Source organism: Kitasatospora sp. DSM 101779 (assembly GCF_025655475.1).
Lineage (GTDB): Bacteria > Actinomycetota > Actinomycetes > Streptomycetales > Streptomycetaceae > Kitasatospora.
In genome coordinates, this window is record NZ_JAHTIK010000001.1 from 2,969,162 (window position 1) to 2,986,461 (window position 17,300).

15 protein-coding genes and 1 pseudogene are annotated in these 17,300 nt (G+C 71.8%); 3 read left to right on the forward strand and 13 right to left on the reverse strand.

The annotated features are described in order from the left end of the window. The first annotated feature begins 444 nt into the window (after window positions 1-444). On the forward strand, window positions 445-690 hold the full coding sequence (locus KSNIM_RS13560; RefSeq protein ID WP_263103485.1) for a helix-turn-helix domain-containing protein: 246 nt from the start codon (window positions 445-447) through the stop codon (window positions 688-690). 176 nt (window positions 691-866) lie between these two features. Then, window positions 867-2,111, forward strand: a complete 1,245-nt coding sequence (locus tag KSNIM_RS13565) for a tyrosine-type recombinase/integrase (protein WP_263103486.1) — start codon at window positions 867-869, stop codon at window positions 2,109-2,111. A gap of 89 nt (window positions 2,112-2,200) precedes the next feature. Here KSNIM_RS13565 and KSNIM_RS13570 read toward each other — a convergent pair whose 3' ends face one another. From KSNIM_RS13570 to rpsB, 6 genes are all read right to left on the reverse strand, one after another. Further along, the gene (locus KSNIM_RS13570) at window positions 2,201-2,707 is read right to left on the reverse strand and encodes a hypothetical protein (RefSeq protein ID WP_263103487.1); all 507 of its coding nucleotides are present in this window, start codon (window positions 2,705-2,707) and stop codon (window positions 2,201-2,203) included. Between the two features lie 348 nt (window positions 2,708-3,055). After that, a complete protein-coding gene (locus KSNIM_RS13575; RefSeq protein WP_263103488.1) occupies window positions 3,056-4,090 on the reverse strand; it encodes a phosphatidate cytidylyltransferase in 1,035 nt (344 codons plus the stop codon). Then, window positions 4,090-4,647 (reverse strand): ribosome recycling factor, encoded by a 558-nt coding sequence (frr, locus tag KSNIM_RS13580; protein ID WP_263103489.1) that lies wholly within the window; start codon window positions 4,645-4,647, stop codon window positions 4,090-4,092. Before frr ends, KSNIM_RS13575 begins: the two co-directional genes overlap by 1 nt. 66 nt (window positions 4,648-4,713) lie before the next feature. Beyond that, window positions 4,714-5,478, reverse strand: coding sequence for a UMP kinase (gene pyrH, locus KSNIM_RS13585; RefSeq protein WP_263103490.1), 765 nt, complete (start codon window positions 5,476-5,478; stop codon window positions 4,714-4,716). Between the two features lie 281 nt (window positions 5,479-5,759). Next, window positions 5,760-6,599, reverse strand: a complete 840-nt coding sequence (tsf, locus tag KSNIM_RS13590; protein WP_263103491.1) for a translation elongation factor Ts — start codon at window positions 6,597-6,599, stop codon at window positions 5,760-5,762. 130 nt (window positions 6,600-6,729) lie between these two features. Continuing rightward, window positions 6,730-7,605: a 30S ribosomal protein S2 gene (rpsB, locus tag KSNIM_RS13595; protein WP_263103492.1), complete on the reverse strand. Its 876-nt coding sequence runs from the start codon at window positions 7,603-7,605 to the stop codon at window positions 6,730-6,732. 887 nt (window positions 7,606-8,492) lie between these two features. Between rpsB and KSNIM_RS13600 the strand changes: the two are divergent. Then, window positions 8,493-9,062: pseudogene (locus KSNIM_RS13600) on the forward strand (peptidoglycan DD-metalloendopeptidase family protein); the annotation flags it as partial. Window positions 9,063-9,284: 222 nt separating this feature from the next. Here the strand turns inward: KSNIM_RS13600 and KSNIM_RS13605 are convergent. The 7 genes from KSNIM_RS13605 to KSNIM_RS13635 form a co-directional block, all read right to left on the reverse strand. Continuing rightward, a complete protein-coding gene (locus tag KSNIM_RS13605; RefSeq protein WP_263107947.1) occupies window positions 9,285-9,854 on the reverse strand; it encodes a TetR/AcrR family transcriptional regulator in 570 nt (189 codons plus the stop codon). A 284-nt stretch (window positions 9,855-10,138) separates the two neighbouring features. After that, the gene (whiG, locus tag KSNIM_RS13610; protein ID WP_263103493.1) at window positions 10,139-10,963 is read right to left on the reverse strand and encodes an RNA polymerase sigma factor WhiG; all 825 of its coding nucleotides are present in this window, start codon (window positions 10,961-10,963) and stop codon (window positions 10,139-10,141) included. 1,394 nt (window positions 10,964-12,357) lie between these two features. After that, window positions 12,358-13,644, reverse strand: a complete 1,287-nt coding sequence (dprA, locus tag KSNIM_RS13615; RefSeq protein ID WP_263103494.1) for a DNA-processing protein DprA — start codon at window positions 13,642-13,644, stop codon at window positions 12,358-12,360. Window positions 13,645-13,688: 44 nt separating this feature from the next. Beyond that, window positions 13,689-15,344, reverse strand: a complete 1,656-nt coding sequence (locus tag KSNIM_RS13620) for a YifB family Mg chelatase-like AAA ATPase (RefSeq protein WP_263103495.1) — start codon at window positions 15,342-15,344, stop codon at window positions 13,689-13,691. Between the two features lies 1 nt (window position 15,345). Next, window positions 15,346-16,083, reverse strand: a complete 738-nt coding sequence (locus tag KSNIM_RS39100; RefSeq protein WP_317634018.1) for a YraN family protein — start codon at window positions 16,081-16,083, stop codon at window positions 15,346-15,348. A 263-nt stretch (window positions 16,084-16,346) separates the two neighbouring features. After that, the gene (locus KSNIM_RS13630) at window positions 16,347-16,673 is read right to left on the reverse strand and encodes a DUF2469 domain-containing protein (RefSeq protein WP_030275680.1); all 327 of its coding nucleotides are present in this window, start codon (window positions 16,671-16,673) and stop codon (window positions 16,347-16,349) included. A gap of 55 nt (window positions 16,674-16,728) precedes the next feature. Next, entirely contained in the window at window positions 16,729-17,292 is a 564-nt protein-coding gene (locus tag KSNIM_RS13635; protein WP_263103496.1) for an NUDIX hydrolase, read from the reverse strand. Window positions 17,293-17,300: the final 8 nt, after the last annotated feature.

A 17,300-nucleotide genomic window follows, 5' to 3' on the forward strand; every position in this document is an offset into this window, starting at 1 on the left:
GCCAGCCCGCAGCAGGGGGGGACGCCAGGGAGGCAGGGAGTTCTCCCTCACCGCCTCCCTGACCCCGCCCACCCGCTCCAGCCAGCACAATCCGTCTCCCAGGGAGGCAGGGAGGCACCCCACAGGCAAGCCTCAGAGCATCCGGAACATGCCCCAACCGCCCTGCCTGAGCCTCCCTCTCGTCCTCATTCGGCAGGGCGACGGGCTGCTATCGATAGCGCACCCGGCCGCTATCGATAGCAGGGCCGATAGCGGGCAACCCACGACCTGACCAGGCACTTAGCAGATAGCGGGCCAGCCGGGCCAGCCGCTCAATCCGGCTCGCACCCACCCAGCGACCAGAGCGCCGGGGCGAGGCCGGGAACAGCGCCTTCCCCGGCCCCAGCCCCGCCGCACTGCCCTCCACCACTGCTTGGACCCATCGACCCGCGAGGAGAACGCAGCATGCCCCGCCGCACCGCCAGCGTCACCGCACTGCCCACCGCCCCATCGGCCGAACCCCTCACCCTGCCCGCACGGTTCCTCACCCCCGAGGACGTCGCCGCGCTGTTCGGCGTGCCCCTGGAGACCGTCTACCAGTGGCGCCGCAAGCGCACCGGTCCGCCCGGATTCCGCGCCGGCCGCCACGTCCGGTACCACCCCGACGCCGTCGCCCGGTGGGTCGCCGACCAGAGCAGCCCCGCTGCGTGATTCGCGCTACCGGTAGCGGCCCACCCCGCTACCGGTAGCACCCCCGCTAGCACCCCACACCCCACCTGAGCAGGCCGCTAGCAGCCAGCGGCCTACCCCAGTGCGCCCCAAAACAGGCTCAAAGCGGGCCCGCACGCGCCAACCCACACCCGCTACCCCCGAGGAGCAGGCCACCCATGGCCGGACACATCCAAGACCGCTGGTACAAGACCGAGATCGGCCCCGACGGCAAGCCCCGCCGCGTCCGCACCGACCGCTACGGCACCGGCTCTCGCTACCGGGCCCGCTACGTCGGCCCCGACGGAAACGAGAAGAGCAAGTCGTTCGCGGACCGGGAGCGCCGCCTCGCGGAGCAGTGGCTCGCCCAGGTCCGCGCCGACATGTCGCGGGGCCAGTACATCGACCCCAGGGCCGCCCGGACGACGTTCCAGCAGTTCGCGGAGCGATGGCTCAAGATGCAGACCACGGACCCTGCGACCCAGGTTCTCGTGGAGACCCACCTCCGGCTCCACGTCTTCCCCCGTATCGGGCGACGCCCTCTCGACTCCTTCCGCCCGTCCCACATCCAGGAGCTGGTCAAGGCACTGGAGGCCAGCCCGATCACTGGCGGGTACGCCCGGAACATCTACTCCGACGTGCGGGCGGTGCTCTCTGCCGCCGTGGACGACGGCCTGCTGAGCCGGAACCCCTGTGGAGCGAAGTCGGTCCGACCCCCGGCGGTTGAGACCCGGCGGGTCGTGCCCTGGCTCCCGGAGCAGGTGTTCGCGGTGCGGGCCGCGCTCCCGGAGCGGTACCGGGCGATGGCGAATCTCGGTGGCGGGTGCGGTCTCCGCCAGGGCGAGATCATCGGCCTGGCGGAGGACGACGCCCTGGACTTCGAGGCCGGCACGATCCGTGTCCTCCGTCAGGTGAAGCTCATCCGGGGGAAGGCAGTCTTCGCCCCTCCGAAGTGCAACAAGGAGCGTGACGTACCGCTCCCCCGGACGGTAGCCGCCGCTGTCCGCACCCACATGGACACGTACAAGCCAGTCCCCGTGACGCTCCCATGGAAGACCCCGGACGGGCCGAAGGTGACCTTCCGCCTTCTCTTCACCAACACCGCGGGCGGTCTGGTCTGGCGTAGCAACTTCAACCTCCAGGAGTGGAAGCCCGCCATCGCCGCCGCCGGCCTCATCCCGACTCCGCGCCGAGGCGAACCCTACGCACCCGCGCGGGAGCACGGCATGCACGCCCTCCGGCACTTCTACGCGTCGGTGCTGCTGGATGCCGGGGAGAGCCTCCGGGCCGTGAGTGACTACCTAGGACACGCCGATCCCGCCCTGACGCTGCGGGTCTATGCGCACCTCATGCCGAACAGCCAGGATCGCGCTCGGAAGGCCGTCGATCAGCTATTTGGACCTGCTGACGACTTTGAGCACTGACTCCGGCGCCTTCAGGCGCTCGACCACAGGCCCCAGGTCAGTAACGAATCACCGAGCCAGAGGCTCTGCCGGTCTTGGGCGGCCGTTGGTCAGATCTCCTCCCAGCGTTCCTGCTGTTCCCTGCTGTTCGGCCCGAATCCACGGGAATCGTCTTCTCCTTCGCCGCCCCAGAGATCGACTGTGCCGTCCACGAAGCCCGCGCTGAACATCATCGCCTCGGCAACATGCCGCATGTCGGCCTCCTCCAGGTAGTAGAGGACGTTCCGCAGCGACGACTGTTCCGCTCCGGCCAGGTTGGCCGCCACCATTAGGGCGGACCTGGCGGAACGATCCAGCTGGGCCCGTGCGTTCTGTGGATCGCCTTCGACAGTCCGGGCGAGTTCAAGCGCCTTGGCGAAGTCGACCTGCAAGTAGTCGTACCTGTCTGTCGGTACGTGCTTGATGCACTGCCACCGGAGCAGCCAGTCCCAGAGTGCCTCGACCCGGAAGACCAACCTGACTGCCGCCTCGCCCTCGCAGGATGGGGAAGCGGACCTCATCAGCGGCTCGTAGAGGTCCGCGCGATCCGCTGAGAGATCCACTCTTGCATTCTTCATGCGGACATCATGCAGAGGGGCCCACAAGGTGCCGGCAGTGGCTGCCTTGTTCCTGCTGGTGCCTTCGGCCGTAGGCGCCACTGAAGGGAAGTCCACCACCTGACGGCCCCGACACGGCCCAGGGAACACAGAAGGGCCCTCTCCTGGCGGAAAACCCGCTGGTAGAGGGCCCTTCTTGCGTCCGCCCGGTGCTGTTCTCCGGGCTTAGGCATGGTGCATCCAGTGTCGCAGATGCCGACTCGTCCTCGGCCCGGCGCCGTGGGTGCCCGGCTTTCGAAGGTGGGGAACGCCGCGAGCCCCGGGCGGTGGACGCCCGGGGCTCGCAGGGGGTGGAGCGGGTGGTGTGGCTCAGCCGCCGACGAAGACGGCGAGCAGCAGCCAGGCCACCGGGGCCGTCGGCAGCAGGGAGTCGAGCCGGTCCATGATGCCCCCGTGGCCCGGCAGCAGGGTGCCCATGTCCTTGATGCCCATGTCGCGCTTGATCATGGACTCGGCCAGGTCACCCAGGGTCGCGGTGACCGCCGCGCAGCCGCCCAGGATCAGGCCCTGCCACCAGGCACCGCCGTCGATCACGAACTCCATCAGCAGCGCGCCCGCGATCATCGACAGGCCGATTCCGCCGGCCAGGCCCTCGCGGGTCTTGCCGGGGCTGATCGTCGGCGCGAGCTTGTTCCGCCCGAACTTGTAGCCCACCGCGTACGCGCCGGTGTCACTGCAGATGGTGACCACGAGGAAGATCAGGATCCGCCAGGCCCCGTCGTCGGCGGCCAGCATCAGCGCCACGAAGGTCGCCAGGAACGGGACGTAGAAGGCGGTGAAGACACCGGCCGTTATGTCCCGCAGGTAGTTCTCCGGGGGCTTGCTCATCCGCCAGACCAGCACCGCGAGGCCGGTGAGCGCCAGCACGGCGGACGCCCACTGCCCGCCCGCGGTGTAGCCGACGAGCGGCATGGCCACCGCGCCGGCGATCAGCGGGACCATCGGCACGTGCACGCCCTTGGTCTCCGCCAGACGGGAGTTCAGCTCCCAGACGCCCACCGCGACGGCCGCGACCACGACCACCAGGAAGAGCGCCTTTACGAAGAACAGCGAGGCGACGATCACAGCGCCGAGGCCGACCCCCACGCCTATCGCGGCCGGCAGATTGCGGCCGCCGCGCTGCTTGCGGGGCTGCTGGTCGGTTGGGGCCACGGGTGTCTCCTGCGCGGGGGGCATGGTCCGATTCTGTGCCGCAGTGCCCCTTCGGTACACCACAGGCTGCTGCGAGTGACCCGTTCGGGGCCGACGGGGGCCGTCGGCACGGGGGCCACCCGCAGCAGAGAACTCGGTGGCGAGCGTTTCGGTTCCGCCCCGGATGCCCTGGGCGTCGGGGGCGTCGTTCATCAGACCTCGAGGAGCTCGGCTTCCTTGTGCTTCAGCAGCTCGTCGATCTGGGCCACGTAGCGGGCCGTGGTGTCGTCGAGCTCCTTCTCGCCGCGGCGGCCCTCGTCCTCGCCGACCTCGCCGTCCTTGATGAGCTTGTCGATGGCGTCCTTGGCCTTGCGGCGGATGGAGCGGATCGAGACCTTGGCGTCCTCGCCCTTGCCGCGCGCGACCTTGATGTACTCCTTGCGGCGCTCCTCCGTCAGCTGCGGGAACACCACGCGGATGATGGAGCCGTCGTTGGACGGGTTGACGCCGAGGTCCGAGTCGCGGATCGCGGTCTCGATGTTGCGCAGCGCGCTCTTGTCGAACGGCGTGATGACGGCCATCCGCGGCTCCGGCACGGAGAACGACGCGAGCTGGTTGATCGGCGTCAGGGCGCCGTAGTAGTCCGCGACGATCTTGTTGAACATCGCCGGGTGGGCACGGCCGGTCCGGATGGCGGCGAAGTCGTCCTTGGCGACGGCGACGGCCTTCTCCATCTTCTCCTCGGCCTCGAGGAGGGTCTCTTCGATCACTGTCTGCTCCCTGTCCGGTTCATCTGCTGTAGTCCCGTACCGGTGCCCCGGACGGCTGATTGCTGCTCAGGGCCGGGCGGCTTCCTGGCTGATGAGTGTGCCGATCTTCTCACCCTTCACCGCCCGGGCGATATTGCCCTCGGCCAGCAGCTCGAAGACCAGGATCGGCAGGTCGTTGTCCTTGCACAGGGTGATGGCCGTCAGGTCCGCCACCTTGAGGTCGCGGGCGATCACCTCGGTGTAGTCCAGCGAGTCGAACCGGACCGCCGCCGCATTGGTCCGCGGGTCGGAGTCGTAGACCCCGTCGACGCCGTTCTTGCCCATCAGCAGCACCTCGGCGTGGATCTCCAGCGCGCGCTGCACCGCGGTCGTGTCGGTGGAGAAGTACGGCATGCCCATACCGGCGCCAAAGATCACCACTCGGCCCTTCTCCAGGTGCCGCACCGCGCGCAGCGGCAGGTAGGGCTCGGCGACCTGGCCCATCGTGATGGCGGTCTGGACGCGGGTCTCGATGCCTTCCTTGATCAGGAAGTCCTGCAGCGCCAGGCAGTTCATCACGGTGCCAAGCATGCCCATGTAGTCCGAGCGGGCCCGGTCCATGCCGCGGACCTGCAGCTCGGCGCCGCGGAAGAAGTTGCCGCCGCCGATCACCACGGCCACCTCGGTGCCGGCGCGGACGACGGTGGCGATCTCGCGGGCGATGGCGTGCACCACGTCCGGGTCCACGCCGAGGCCGCCGCCGCCGGCGAAGGCCTCACCCGACAGCTTGAGCAGCACCCGGCGGCGCGAACCGTCCTGCGTGTCCCGGCCGGTCTCCAGCGTCTCCTGCATGGGCTTCTCCTTCTTCACCTGCGGACTCGCAGGGCTGCATGTGCTGCTCACAACACCGGGAGTGCGGTGCCCGGCTCTGTGCGTACACGCTGGGCGCGTACACGCGAGGAGGCCACTGCCGCGGGAACCGGTACGGTGTCCTGCACGGCAATGGCCTCCTCGTCGTTCATGGTGCCGACGCGCCCCCCGAGGGGTGCTGGAGAGCCCGATCGGCGCGTTCCCGGCCGCTGCTGCGGCCCGGCGCGCTTCCTACCTTAGGCCGGAAGCGCCGGGGAACGGATTCAGGCGCCGACGCGGAAGCGGACGAAGCGCTTGAGGGCGACGCCGTTCTCCTCGAGGACCTTGGCGACGGTCTTCTTGTTGTCCTTGGCGAACGCCTGCTCCAGAACGGAGTTCTCCTTGACGAAGCCGGTCACGCGGCCCTCGACGATCTTCGGCAGGGCAGCCTCGGGCTTGCCCTCCTCGCGAGCGGTGGCCTCGGCGACGCGGCGCTCGTTCTCGAGGTCCTCGGCCGGGATGTCCTCGCGGGAGAGGTACTTCGGCGCGAAGGCGGCGATGTGCTGCGCGACGTCCTTGGCGACCTCGGCGTTCTCCTTGTCGAGCTCGACGAGGACACCGATGGTCGGCGGGAGGTCCGGGTCGGACTTGTGCATGTAGACGCCGACGTAGCCGTCACCGTCGAACTGCGCGAAGCGACGGAAGACGATCTTCTCGCCCAGGGTCGCGTTGGCCTCGTCCACGAACTGCTGGACGGTCTGGCCGGCGGCGATCTCGGAGGCCAGGGCGGCCTCGAGGTCGGCCGGGGAGGTGGCGGCGACGTGCGCGGCGATCGCGTTGGCGACCTCGACGAACTTGCCACCCTTGGCGACAAAGTCGGTCTCGCAGTTCAGCTCGACCAGGACGCCGGCCTTGTTGCCCTCGGCGATCAGCGAGGCGACGGCGCCGTTGGAGGCGTCACGGCCCTCGCGCTTGGCCACGCCCTTCTGGCCCTTGATGCGGAGGAGCTCGACGGCCTTCTGGACGTCACCCTCGGCCTCGTCCAGGGCCTTCTTGCAGTCCATCATGCCGGCGCCGGTGAGCTCACGGAGCTTCTTGACGTCCGCGGCGGTGAAGTTCGCCATGGTGTGATCTCTTCTCACGTCTCGCGTGTCTGCGTGGGGTGGTGCCGGGGGCCGCTGGTTCGGCCCCGGCACGGGAGAGAGGGGCACCTACCGGTGTCGTACCCGGTGGGTGCCCCTCACCCTTGGTACGTCAGGCCTGCTCGGCCTCGGCGGCCGGAGCCTCGGCGGCGGGGGCCTCAGCGGCCGGCGCCTCGGCGGCCGGTGCCTCGGCGGCGGGGGCCTCGGCGGCCTTCTGGCCCTCGAGGATGTCCTTCTCCCAGTCGGCCAGCGGCTGGTCGGCGCCCGGCTCGGCCTTGGCGTCGCCCTTGGCGACACCGGCACGGGACTTCAGGCCCTCGGCGACGGCGTCGGCGATCACACGGGTCAGCAGGGTGACGGAACGGATCGCGTCATCGTTGCCCGGGATCTTGTAGTCGACCTCGTCGGGGTCGCAGTTGGTGTCGAGGATGGCGACGACCGGGATGTTGAGCTTCCGGGCCTCGCCGACCGCGATGTGCTCCTTCTTGGTGTCCACGATCCAGACGGCGCTGGGAACGCGCTGCATGTCGCGGATACCGCCGAGGGTCTTCTCCAGCTTGTCGTACTCACGCTGGAGGACCAGGAGCTCCTTCTTGGTGAGGCCGGAACCGGCCACATCCGTGAAGTCGATCTCGCTGAGCTCCTTGAGGCGCTGCAGACGCTTGTAGACGGTCGAGAAGTTGGTCAGCATGCCGCCGAGCCAGCGCTGGTTCACGTAGGGCATGCCCACGCGGGTGGCCTGCTCGGCGATGGCCTCCTGGGCCTGCTTCTTGGTGCCGACGAAGAGGATGCTGCCGCCGTGGGCAACGGTCTCCTTGACGAACTCGAAGGCGCGGTCGATGTAGTTCAGCGACTGCAGGAGGTCGATGATGTAGATGCCGTTGCGCTCCGTGAAGATGAAGCGCTTCATCTTCGGGTTCCAACGACGGGTCTGGTGACCGAAGTGGACGCCGCTCTCCAGCAGCTCCCGCATCGTGACGACGGCCATGGCCGTGCTCCTCAGTTTTACGCCCGGCGCGCCGCTCCGCGGAGGAGTCGGGGAACCGGGTCTCTCGGTTGTGTCCGCGACGGCCGGGTGACCGCCACGCCTGACGCCCCGGACGTGCCAAGCCGCCGCGGCCTGGGCGGCACTGGGCCGGCAGGCTCGGCGGACCGAGCGGCACTCGCACCGGACGGAGACCACGCCGACCCCTTGCGGGGCGGCCGCTCCACCAGTGGCGGGGCGTGCGAAGTCGACCCGGTGGACCGGGTCGCGTGTGAAGTGTACGGGAAGGCCCGAGTTGCGGGCGACTCCGGCGGTCCGGTGCACCGGGGCGGGCAGGGGCGAGCGGGGATCATTTCAGCGCGGCGTGAGACGGCGTTCACTCCCGGCCGGGCCCCGCTCCCCAGAGGTCCGGCGTTGTTCACCCTGCCGGGTGACAGCGGTTGTCCACAGGGCGGGGTTGTCCACAGGCCTTGTGGCGGGGCGCACGGTCCGGGCCCGCGGGGGCCAGCCTGGCCGGCATGAACCGTCCGATCCTTCTGCCGCGCCGGTGGCCACCGTCCTGCCGACCCCTGTCCTGGAAGTCCGTGTCCTGGCGGGCCCTGTCCTGGGAGTCCCTGTTCTGGAAGTCCGTGCCCTGGAAGTCCCTGTCCTGGAAGTCCGTGCCCTGGGAGCCCCTGTCCCGGCGGGCCCTGTTCCGTGGGTCTCCGCTGTCGCCGTCGCCCTCCCCGGAGGCGGTTGCTTCGTCGGGCCCGCTCCGGTGGGTCGGGAAGGCCTTCGGGGTGCGCCCCACGCAAGGCCGGGTCCTCACAGCCCGTCCGGCGCCGCCGCCCGCGCCGGACTACCGCGGCGGGCTGCTGCTTGCGCTGATGCTCGCCGGGACCGTCTCCCTGATGCTTCCGGCGGCGCAACCCGGGCCCGGCGGCCATCGTGCCGGCCGGCCGAGTGCGGTCCGACTGGTCGGTGCGGAGGCTTCGGATGCGGCTTTGAGGACAGCCGTCTGGCAGGACGGACAAGGGTCGGACGGCGTCCGACCCGATCAGGGTGCAACGCTCGGACAGGGTGCGCCGCCCGGGCAGGGTGGAACGCCCGGGCAGGGTGGCGGCCGGGTGTGGCCGGTGGGCGGGCCGTCTGCGCTGCTTCGTCGGTTCGAGCCGCCGCCCGCACGATGGGCGGCCGGGCATCGGGGCGTCGATGTTGCGGCGCCCGCCGGTACCTCGGTCCGGGCCGCCGCTCCCGGCGTCGTCTCGTTCTCCGGATCGGTGGCCGGGCGCCCGGTGGTCACGGTGACGCACCCGGCCTCCGGCAATCCCCCGCTGCGGACGACCTACCTGCCCGTCGAGGGCTCGGTCGCCGCTGGTACAGCCGTCGGCGCCGGCGAGGTCATCGGGACGCTCGCCGACAGCGGCCACCATTGCCCCGCCGGGAACTGCCTGCACTGGGGACTGCTGCGCGGCCCGCGCTACCTCGACCCGCTCGCCCTGCTCGGCACCGGCCGCGTCCGGCTGCTCCCGCTGGACCACCGCGCCTTCGGCAATCGCACTGGCAGTAACGGTGGCAGCCGGGCGGTGACTGCGAACCGGGCACCTCAGCCGGCGTCCCCCGAGGTGGAGTCCCCTGAGGCGGAGTCCGACTGTCGGCGGTCGACGGCCGGATCCGGAGCGGCGGCTGTCTGCGGGGCCGGCCTACCTGCGGTCGGAGCCCGCCAGCCCGTCCAGGGCCAGGGCGACGGCTGCGTCGGCGATCACCGCGGCCTCCTCCGGTGTGGCCCGCTCCGCCTGGCGCGAGGCCGAGTCGACCACGCCCTGCAGCAGCAGAGCGGCGAGGCGCGGATTCGCGTGGCCGAGCTCGGCCAGGGCTTCGACGACCAGGGTGACCAGGCCGCTGTGCGCCGCCCGGATCCGCTCGCGGGCCGCATCGTCCAGCTCCACCTCGGAGATAGCCGTCACCGCGAGGTGCCGCGGGTCGGCCGCCAGGTGCAGCTGCCCGCGGACGTACGCCTCCAGCCGGTCCCGAGCGTTGTCACACACGGCCATCCCCGCCTCGATCTCGGCGGTCCAGAGCGGGAGGTCGACAGCGCAGAGCTCCTCCACCACGGCCGCCCGGGAGCGGAAGTACTCGTACACGGAAGACCGCGCCAGCCCCGTCCGGGCGGCGAGGGCCGCGAAGGTCAAGGCCTCCCGGCCACCCTCGGCGAGCAGCAGGCGGGCGGCGTCCAGGAGGGCGGCCCGCTGCAACTGGCGATGCTCGGCCACCGTGGCGGCCCTGATCTTCGGCACACCCCTACTGTACGGAGCCTTACGGCAGGGCCGACCGCCACCACGCGAACCTCCCGGCGCGCCCCGGCGCACAGCCCGATCCGCGCGCCGCGTCCCGACACGGCGCCACCCCGTCCAGTCCGATCCCGTCCAGTCCGATCCCGCCCGATTCGAGCCGGTCCGATTCGAGCCGGTCCGAACCTGTCCGGTCCGAACCGGTCTGCTGGCCACGCTCGACCCCGGCGTGGCCGCTGAGCAGCTGCCCGATCGCGTCAAGGGCGTCAGCGGACGTCCGAGAGCTTCGCCCGCAGTTGCAGCACCGACTTGGTGTGGATCTGGCTGACCCGGCTCTCGGTCACTCCGAGCACCTGACCGATCTCCGCCAGGGTGAGGCCCTCGTAGTAGTAGAGCGTCACCACCGTCTTCTCCCGTTCGGGCAGGGTGCTGACCGCGGTGGCGAGCAGGCGGCGGAGCTCGCGGTCCTCCGCGATCTCCACCGGATTGTCCGCGCCGGTGTCCTCCAGGGTGTCCATCAGCGTGAGGGCGTCGCCGCTCTCCCCGATGGGATGGATCAGCTCGTCGAGGGCCATCACGTTGGCGAGCGACAGCTGGCTGAAGATCGCGTGCAGATCCTCCAGCGTGATGCCCATCTCGGCGGCCACTTCGGGCTCGTGCGGCGTGCGCCGCAGCCGGGCCTCCAGGGTGGCGTACGTTCGCTCAACGGTCTTGGCCTTCTGCCGCACCGACCGGGGGATCCAGTCGAGCGCACGGAGTTCGTCGATGATCGCGCCACGGATCCGGCTGATCGCGTAGGTCTCGAACTTGATCGCGCGATCGATGTCGAACTTCTCGATAGCGTCGATCAGCCCGAACACCCCGGAGGACACGAAGTCGGCCTGTTCCACATTGGCCGGCAGGCCCACGCCCACCCGGCCCGCCACGTACTTGACCAGTGGCGAATAGTGCAGGATCAGCTGTTCACGGAGCCGCGGGTCCCCCGACTCCTTGTAGGAGCGCCAGAGCATCTCCAGCGCACTGCGCTCGGCGGGAACCTTCGCCGCACGGCCCCCCGAGGGCTGCTGACCGAGCCTCCCGGACGGCGACACCGCAGGCTGAGCCGCAGCGGGTGACACGGGTGGCTTGACGGGCGACGGCACCGGCTTGGTGGCCGTGATCTCCGGGTGGGGCACTGCCGATGTGCCCGGCTCGGGGTCAGCCGATCGGTGGCCGCCGGGCTCCGTGCGGACGTCGTCCGCCCTGCCCGAGTCCGTGGCGGAAACCGCCTGCGGTGTCGGCGGCTGCCCGGGTGTCGGAACCGTCGGGGTCGAGGTGGAGGTCGGCGTCGGCGTCGGGCGGACGGTTTTCGCTGCGGACGAGCCATTCCGGGCCTGGTCCGCTTCGGCCGGTTCCGGGTGGGCGGGCTCCCGGGGTGCCACCGGCCGTCCGACGGTCTCGACGCCGTCCGGCACCCGTTCGTGTCCTCCTCCCCCGCCGGGCGGACGCATCGGCACCGGCCGGACTGGGCCCGGCAGCCGTCGCGCCGCCGACCGCTCTGCACTCCCGGCTCCGCCGGAGCCCACGGTGCCGTCGGATCCGGCGCGGCGGGCGGTCGGCCAGCGCCCGTCCCCGCCCGACGCCGACGGCGTGCTCAGGGCCGCCGGGGGCTGGTCAGCGCGGGCATGGACACGGGCGTGGCTCGGCTCGGCCTCGTACTCGGTGATGCGTGCGCCGCCGCGGAAGGACCGCTCGCCTGCGCCGCCCTCGGCGGGGCGCCGTTGCTCGGGACGTGCCTCCGGGTACCGCTGGCGGGCCGCACCCAGCCGGGCTCTGTCCGTGCCGTCCGTGCGGTCCCTCAGCTCCGCGCGCTGCCACTCGTGCGACTGCGGACCGCAGGCCGCGTCCGGGGCCGTCGGCAGACCGACCGACCGTGCATGCGTGGTGGCCGCGGCGGACGGGACGGCCGGCGGACGGGCGGATGTCACGGGGTCGGCCGGCGCGCCCGACACCTCGGTCGATGCCGCGGCAGCAGGGCCCATGGGGGCGCGCGGCACCAGCGGCTGCGCCGGAGTGGGCGGGGCGGCGGGCGCCGCGGACGGCGTGGGTGCCGCCGGTCCGGGCCGCTGGGGCGGGGAGGGCGGGGCTCCTGCGCTGCGGGCGTCCTGCTGGCCTGGTGAGAGCGGCCGACCCGGTACGCGGGTCGGGCCCACCGACCGGGCGGGGTTCAACAGCGTCGGCCCCTGCGGTCCGAGGTCCGCCGCGGGACGGGCCCCGGCCCCAGCCCTTCCCGCAGACCGGGCGTCACCGGTCACCCTGTGTCCCGGAATGTTTGTGGGCATGCGTTGGTCTGCGCCGTTCTGCCGAGTCATGTGCTGATAGGGAAGCCACAAAGGAGCGTAGCGTGACCACGTCGCTGCGGTGTGCTACCGCCACTCGGTCGTCGCCCGATCCGGTGGCCCACCCGGCGCGTGCCCGCGACGCGCGCCGGGGTGTGTCGCGACCTTCAACGACGCCTCACCAGCCGCCAGTGGGCGCCGAATCGCTCGACGTAGCCGAGCGACACCAACTCGTACAGATGCTGCAGCACCGCATCCGGAGAAAGTCCTGCCTCCCGGGCGAGTCGGTCGACCGGTGCGCCGTCCGCGCATGCGGGTACGGCCTCCAGGACGCGGGCCACCGACGGCTCCAACAGGTCCCGGGGCAGGACCGGGCCGGACCGGGGTGGTGCGAGGTCGTCGCCGATCGCTCCGACGAGTTCGGCGATCTCGGCGGCGTCGGTCACCAGCGTGGCGCCGCCGCTGCGGATCAGCGCGTGCACACCGGCCGACAGCTCCGAGGTGACCGGTCCGGCGACGCCCATCGTGTGCCGGTTGAGGTCCCGCGCGCGCCGGGCAGTGCTCAGTGCTCCGCTGCGGACGGCCGCCTCGACGACGACGGTGCCACGGGTGAGCGCCGCTATGACGCGGTTCCGCAGGACGAAGCGGAAGCGGTTGGGGTGGACGCCCGGTGGCAGCTCGCTGACCAGCAGCCCCTGCTCGGAGATGCGGCGGATCAGCTCGGCGTTGCCGGGCGGGTAGCTCATGTCGACCCCGCAGGCGAGGACGCCGACGGTGGCACCGCCCACGGCGAGGGCACCCCGGTGTGCGGCCGAGTCGATCCCGTACGCCGCTCCGGACACCACCACCCAGCCGCGCTCGGCCAGTTGCGAGGCGATCTCGCCGGCGACGTGCGCACCGTAGGCGGTGCACGCCCGGGAGCCGACCAGGGCGACCGAGCGCAGGGCCAGCAATCGGAGTGACCCGGTGCCCCGCACCCAGAGGCCGACCGGCCGTCCCTCCTTGAGGTCGTCCAGCTGACTGGGCCATTCGGGATCGCCCGGAATGATGAACCGTCCGCCGTGGCCCCGGACGTGGCGGAGGTCTGCGACGGGATCGAGCGCCCCGCAGCGGGCCCGGTAGTCGGCGACCCGGCCCGGGTCGAGGCCGAGCGGTCCGGGATGCAACCGGCCTCGCACGACATCGACGACCGTGGTGGCGCCGAGCTCGCCGAGCCAACGCCCCATCACCGCATCGCCGGGTTCGATCAACCGGGTGAGGGCGGCCCTGGCCAGACGCTCGGGTGACGGGGGTGGAGCTCCGCCGGGCGGCGACTCCCGCGCCGCTTCGCCCGGCAGGCACGTGCGGGGGCGGACCTCCGCAGGCGCGTCCTCGATGTCGGCCGTGTGCGGCGAAGCCGTGGAGATGCCTCCGGTGCTCGTGCCGATGGTTCTGGTGCTGGTGGTGCTGTCCATGCCGGACTCCTCGGGAAGCTGCGCCGGTTCGGCGGGCCGTGCGGTCAGACGTCGGCGATGCACTCGCCGTGGTCGAGGTGGGTGTCACGCGGGAGTCGGGGGCGCTCGGCCATCGGGCCGCGGTGCACACCGGTCCGCAGGGCGAGGGCCGTCCGGACGTCGGACCGCCCGGGTCGGTCGCGGCCCGAGAGGTCGGCGATCGTCCAGGCCACCCGCAGCACCCGGTCGAGCCCGCGGGCCGTCAGCAGTCCACGTTCCAGGTCGCGTTCGGCGTCGGTGAGCGCGTCGGGCTGCAGTCGCCAGCGCGTCCGCAGCTCGTGACCGGGAACCTCCGCGTTGGTGCGCCACGGTGTCTCGGCGAGCCGGGCGGCCGCCCGTTGGCGGGCGGCCAGGACGCGGGAGGCCACCACGGCGGTGGTCTCGGCGGCGTTGTCGCGGGTCATCAGTTCGGCCCGCGAGACCGAGGTCACCTGGACCTGGAGGTCGACGCGGTCCAGCAGGGGGCCGGACAGTCTGGCCTGGTACCGGTTGACCATGGTCGGTGTGCACTCGCAGCCCTCGCCGCGGATCGAATGACGCCCGCACGGGCACGGGTTGGCCGCCAGGCAGAGCAGGAAGCGGGCCGGCAGGCGCATGGACCCGGCCGCGCGGGCGATCATCACCTCGCCGGACTCCAGCGGTTGCCGCAGGGCGTCGAGGACCCGCACCGGGAACTCGGGCGCCTCGTCCAGGAAGAGCACTCCGCGGTGGGCCAGGGAGACGGCCCCGGGTCGCGGCATCCCGCTGCCGCCTCCGACGATGGCGGGCATCGTCGTGGAGTGGTGCGGCGCGCAGTAGGGCGGGCTGTCGATGAGCGGCCGGTTGGGCGGCAGCAGTCCGGCGACCGAGTGCACGGCCGTCACCTCCAGCGCCTCCGTCTCGGTGAGCGGCGGGAGCAGCGAGGGCAGCCGCTCGGCCAGCATGGTCTTGCCCGCGCCTGGCGGCCCCTTGAGGTAGAGGTGGTGGCCGCCGGCGGCCGCGATCTCCAGGGCGTGGCGGGCCTCGTACTGGCCGGCGACGTCCGCGAGGTCGGGCCGGATCGCGTTCTCGGCTGCGATGTCGCGGACGCCGATGCCGGGCAGCAGCAGCCCGGCCAGGAGGGGGTCCGGCCGGCCGAGGAGCGTCTCCGGCTCGTCGTCGGGCGGGGTGGCGTCGGTGAGCAGGGCGATCAGTTGGCGCAGGCTGCGGACGCCCATCACGGAGACTCCCGGGACGAGGGAGGCCTCCGCCGCGGTCTGCTCCGCCACGACGACCTGGCGGTAACCCGCATCGGCCGCTGCGAGGACGGACGGCAGGACGCCCCGGACGGGCCGTACCCGGCCGTCCAGGCCCAGCTCGCCGATGATGAGGAGTTCGGCGATGACGGCAGGATCGATCCGGTCCGCGGCCGCCAGCACGGCGCACGCGACGGCCAGGTCGAAGCCGCTTCCGCTCTTCGGTACGGAGGCCGGGCTGAGGCCGACGGTGAGCTTGCGCTGCGGCCAGCTCTCTCCGCTGTTGACGACCGCGGCGCGGACCCGGTCGCGGGCCTCCGAGAGCGCCTTGTCGGGCAGTCCGACCAGGGTGAACGCGGCCACGCCGGGTTCGAGGTCGGCCTGGACCTCGACCACCACGCCGTCGACGCCGACGAGCGCGACCGAACAGGTGCGGGCGAAGGTCATCTCAGACCGCCCCTCGGAGGTGCTCGACCTGGGCAGCGCCCTTGAGCCGGTTGACGACGGCCACCAGGTCGATGCGGACACCGCCGGGCGGCGGTGGCGTCGGCGGGCCGGCACGGAGGACTGCCGCGTCCGGGGCGCACGTGGCGCCGCCCTTCGTCGCGGTCCGCTTCCGGGCCCGGCCCTTCCCGGCCACGGGCTTGTCGCCCGGCGCTTCGGCGTGTTCCCGGGCCGGCAGTTCCTGGGCCGACCGCTCCTGCTCCGACCGCTCCCGGGCCGGACTCCCGGTACGCCGCGCGGTCTTCATCCTCGGGCGCCCACCAGCGGCTTCCGCCGGCGCCGCGAGGTCCCGGTCCGAGCGATCCCGATCCGGGCAGTCCGGCCGTGGGAGCCCGTCCGCCGTCGACGGCGCGACCAGGCCGTCGCTCCGGGGCAGGTAGGTCACTCGCTCGGCGAGCAGTTCGAAGTAGGTGGGCCAGCGTTCGGCGAGCCATCGCTCGGCGAGTCTTCGCAGCCGGTCGGCCTTCGACCTGTCGATGCCCTCGGTGGGTTGCTGGAACGCGTTCTCCGAACGCGTCTTGACCTCGCAGATCGCGAGGGTGTCGCCGTCCAGCGCGACGATGTCGAGTTCACCCTCGGCGCACCGCCAGTTGCGTTCGAGGATGTGCAGGCCTTCGTGGGCGAGCCTGCGGGCGGCCACTTCTTCGCCGTAGCGGCCGAGACCGTTGTTGGGACTCTGCACGGCCATCACCTCCGTGCCAGGGAGGTTGCCGTGCGGGCCGTGGCGGGAGCGGTGCAGTGTCAGAACCTGTGGACAACCGGGGCCTGTGGATAACCCGGGTCCCCCTCAGGGGTGGCTTTCGGGAGCCGCTCTGGACACCGGGCGATCGGCCCGTCCATGCTCGGTGCTCCGGACGCGGCGATGCCCGCTGCCGACAGCCGATGCCGCCGATCGCTCTCGGCCGTGGCATCCGCGCCCGACAGGCGCGCCGGACGCCTCGCGGCTCAGTTGCCGAACGAGGCGTCGTCCGACGGCAGCTCCAGGTCGCTCTTCGCCAGCTCCTCGATGTTGACGTCCTTGAAGGTCAGGACCCGCACCTTGCGGACGAACCTGGCCGGCCGGTACATGTCCCAGACCCACGCATCCGCCATCGACACCTCGAAGAACACCTCGCCCTGCACCGAGTGGACCTGCAGGTCGTAGTCGTTCGTGAGGTAGAACCGTCGCTCGGTCTCGATCACGAATTTGAAGAGCCCGACGACGTCCCGGTACTCCCGGTAGAGCTTGAGCTCCATCTCGGTCTCGTACTTCTCGAGGTCTTCGGCACTCATCCAGGCGTCCCCTCACTCGTCACGTCCACCCCATTGTGGACCACCGCACCCGCCGTCAAAGCCGTACCGGCGGGACTGGCGGGCCTTCCGTGAGCAGCTGTTCGACCAGCTCGGCCAGGCCCACCGGGTAGACCGTCTCGGCGGTGGCGCGGAGCTCGTCGACCGTCCACCAGCGGGCGGCGAGCAGCTGGGCGTGCTCACCGTCCCCGCCACTCACCGGGCCGGCACTCGCCCCGCCGCCACCAGTCGTGCCGGTGGTCGCCGGTTCGGGACCTGCCGCCCCGGCGTCGACGAGGCCGAAGGCGTCCGGCTCGGCCTCGGTCCGGGCCAGGTGGAACCACTGTTCCTGCTCGTACGCCTGCCCCCGGAAGGAGAACGACACCATGCCGTACGCGACCACGGGCCCCAGTTCCACCTCGGCCGGCCCGATCTCCTCGGCCAGCTCGCGCAGAGCCGCCTCGCGGACGCTCTCGCCCGGCTCCAGCCCGCCGCCCGGGGTGATCCACCAGGTGGTGCCGGGGACGGCCGGGTCGAGGCCGCGGAGGAGCAGCACCCGGTCACTGCGGTCCAGCAGCAGGACGCGGGCGGCGCGCCGGCGCAGGACGGCCAATCCGGTCACCTCCTGGT

Bases quoted from the DNA above. Each gene is read 5' to 3' on its own strand.
- KSNIM_RS13560 (WP_263103485.1), top strand. From the start codon at position 445: ATGCCCCGCCGCACCGCCAGCGTCACCGCACTGCCCACCGCCCCATCG.
- KSNIM_RS13565 (WP_263103486.1), top strand. From the start codon at position 867: ATGGCCGGACACATCCAAGACCGCTGGTACAAGACCGAGATCGGCCCC.
- KSNIM_RS13570 (WP_263103487.1), bottom strand. From the start codon at position 2,707: ATGAAGAATGCAAGAGTGGATCTCTCAGCGGATCGCGCGGACCTCTAC.
- KSNIM_RS13575 (WP_263103488.1), bottom strand. From the start codon at position 4,090: ATGAACGACGCCCCCGACGCCCAGGGCATCCGGGGCGGAACCGAAACG.
- pyrH (WP_263103490.1), bottom strand. From the start codon at position 5,478: ATGCAGGAGACGCTGGAGACCGGCCGGGACACGCAGGACGGTTCGCGC.
- tsf (WP_263103491.1), bottom strand. From the start codon at position 6,599: ATGGCGAACTTCACCGCCGCGGACGTCAAGAAGCTCCGTGAGCTCACC.
- rpsB (WP_263103492.1), bottom strand. From the start codon at position 7,605: ATGGCCGTCGTCACGATGCGGGAGCTGCTGGAGAGCGGCGTCCACTTC.
- dprA (WP_263103494.1), bottom strand. From the start codon at position 13,644: ATGGACAGCACCACCAGCACCAGAACCATCGGCACGAGCACCGGAGGC.
- KSNIM_RS13620 (WP_263103495.1), bottom strand. From the start codon at position 15,344: ATGACCTTCGCCCGCACCTGTTCGGTCGCGCTCGTCGGCGTCGACGGC.
- KSNIM_RS13630 (WP_030275680.1), bottom strand. From the start codon at position 16,673: ATGAGTGCCGAAGACCTCGAGAAGTACGAGACCGAGATGGAGCTCAAG.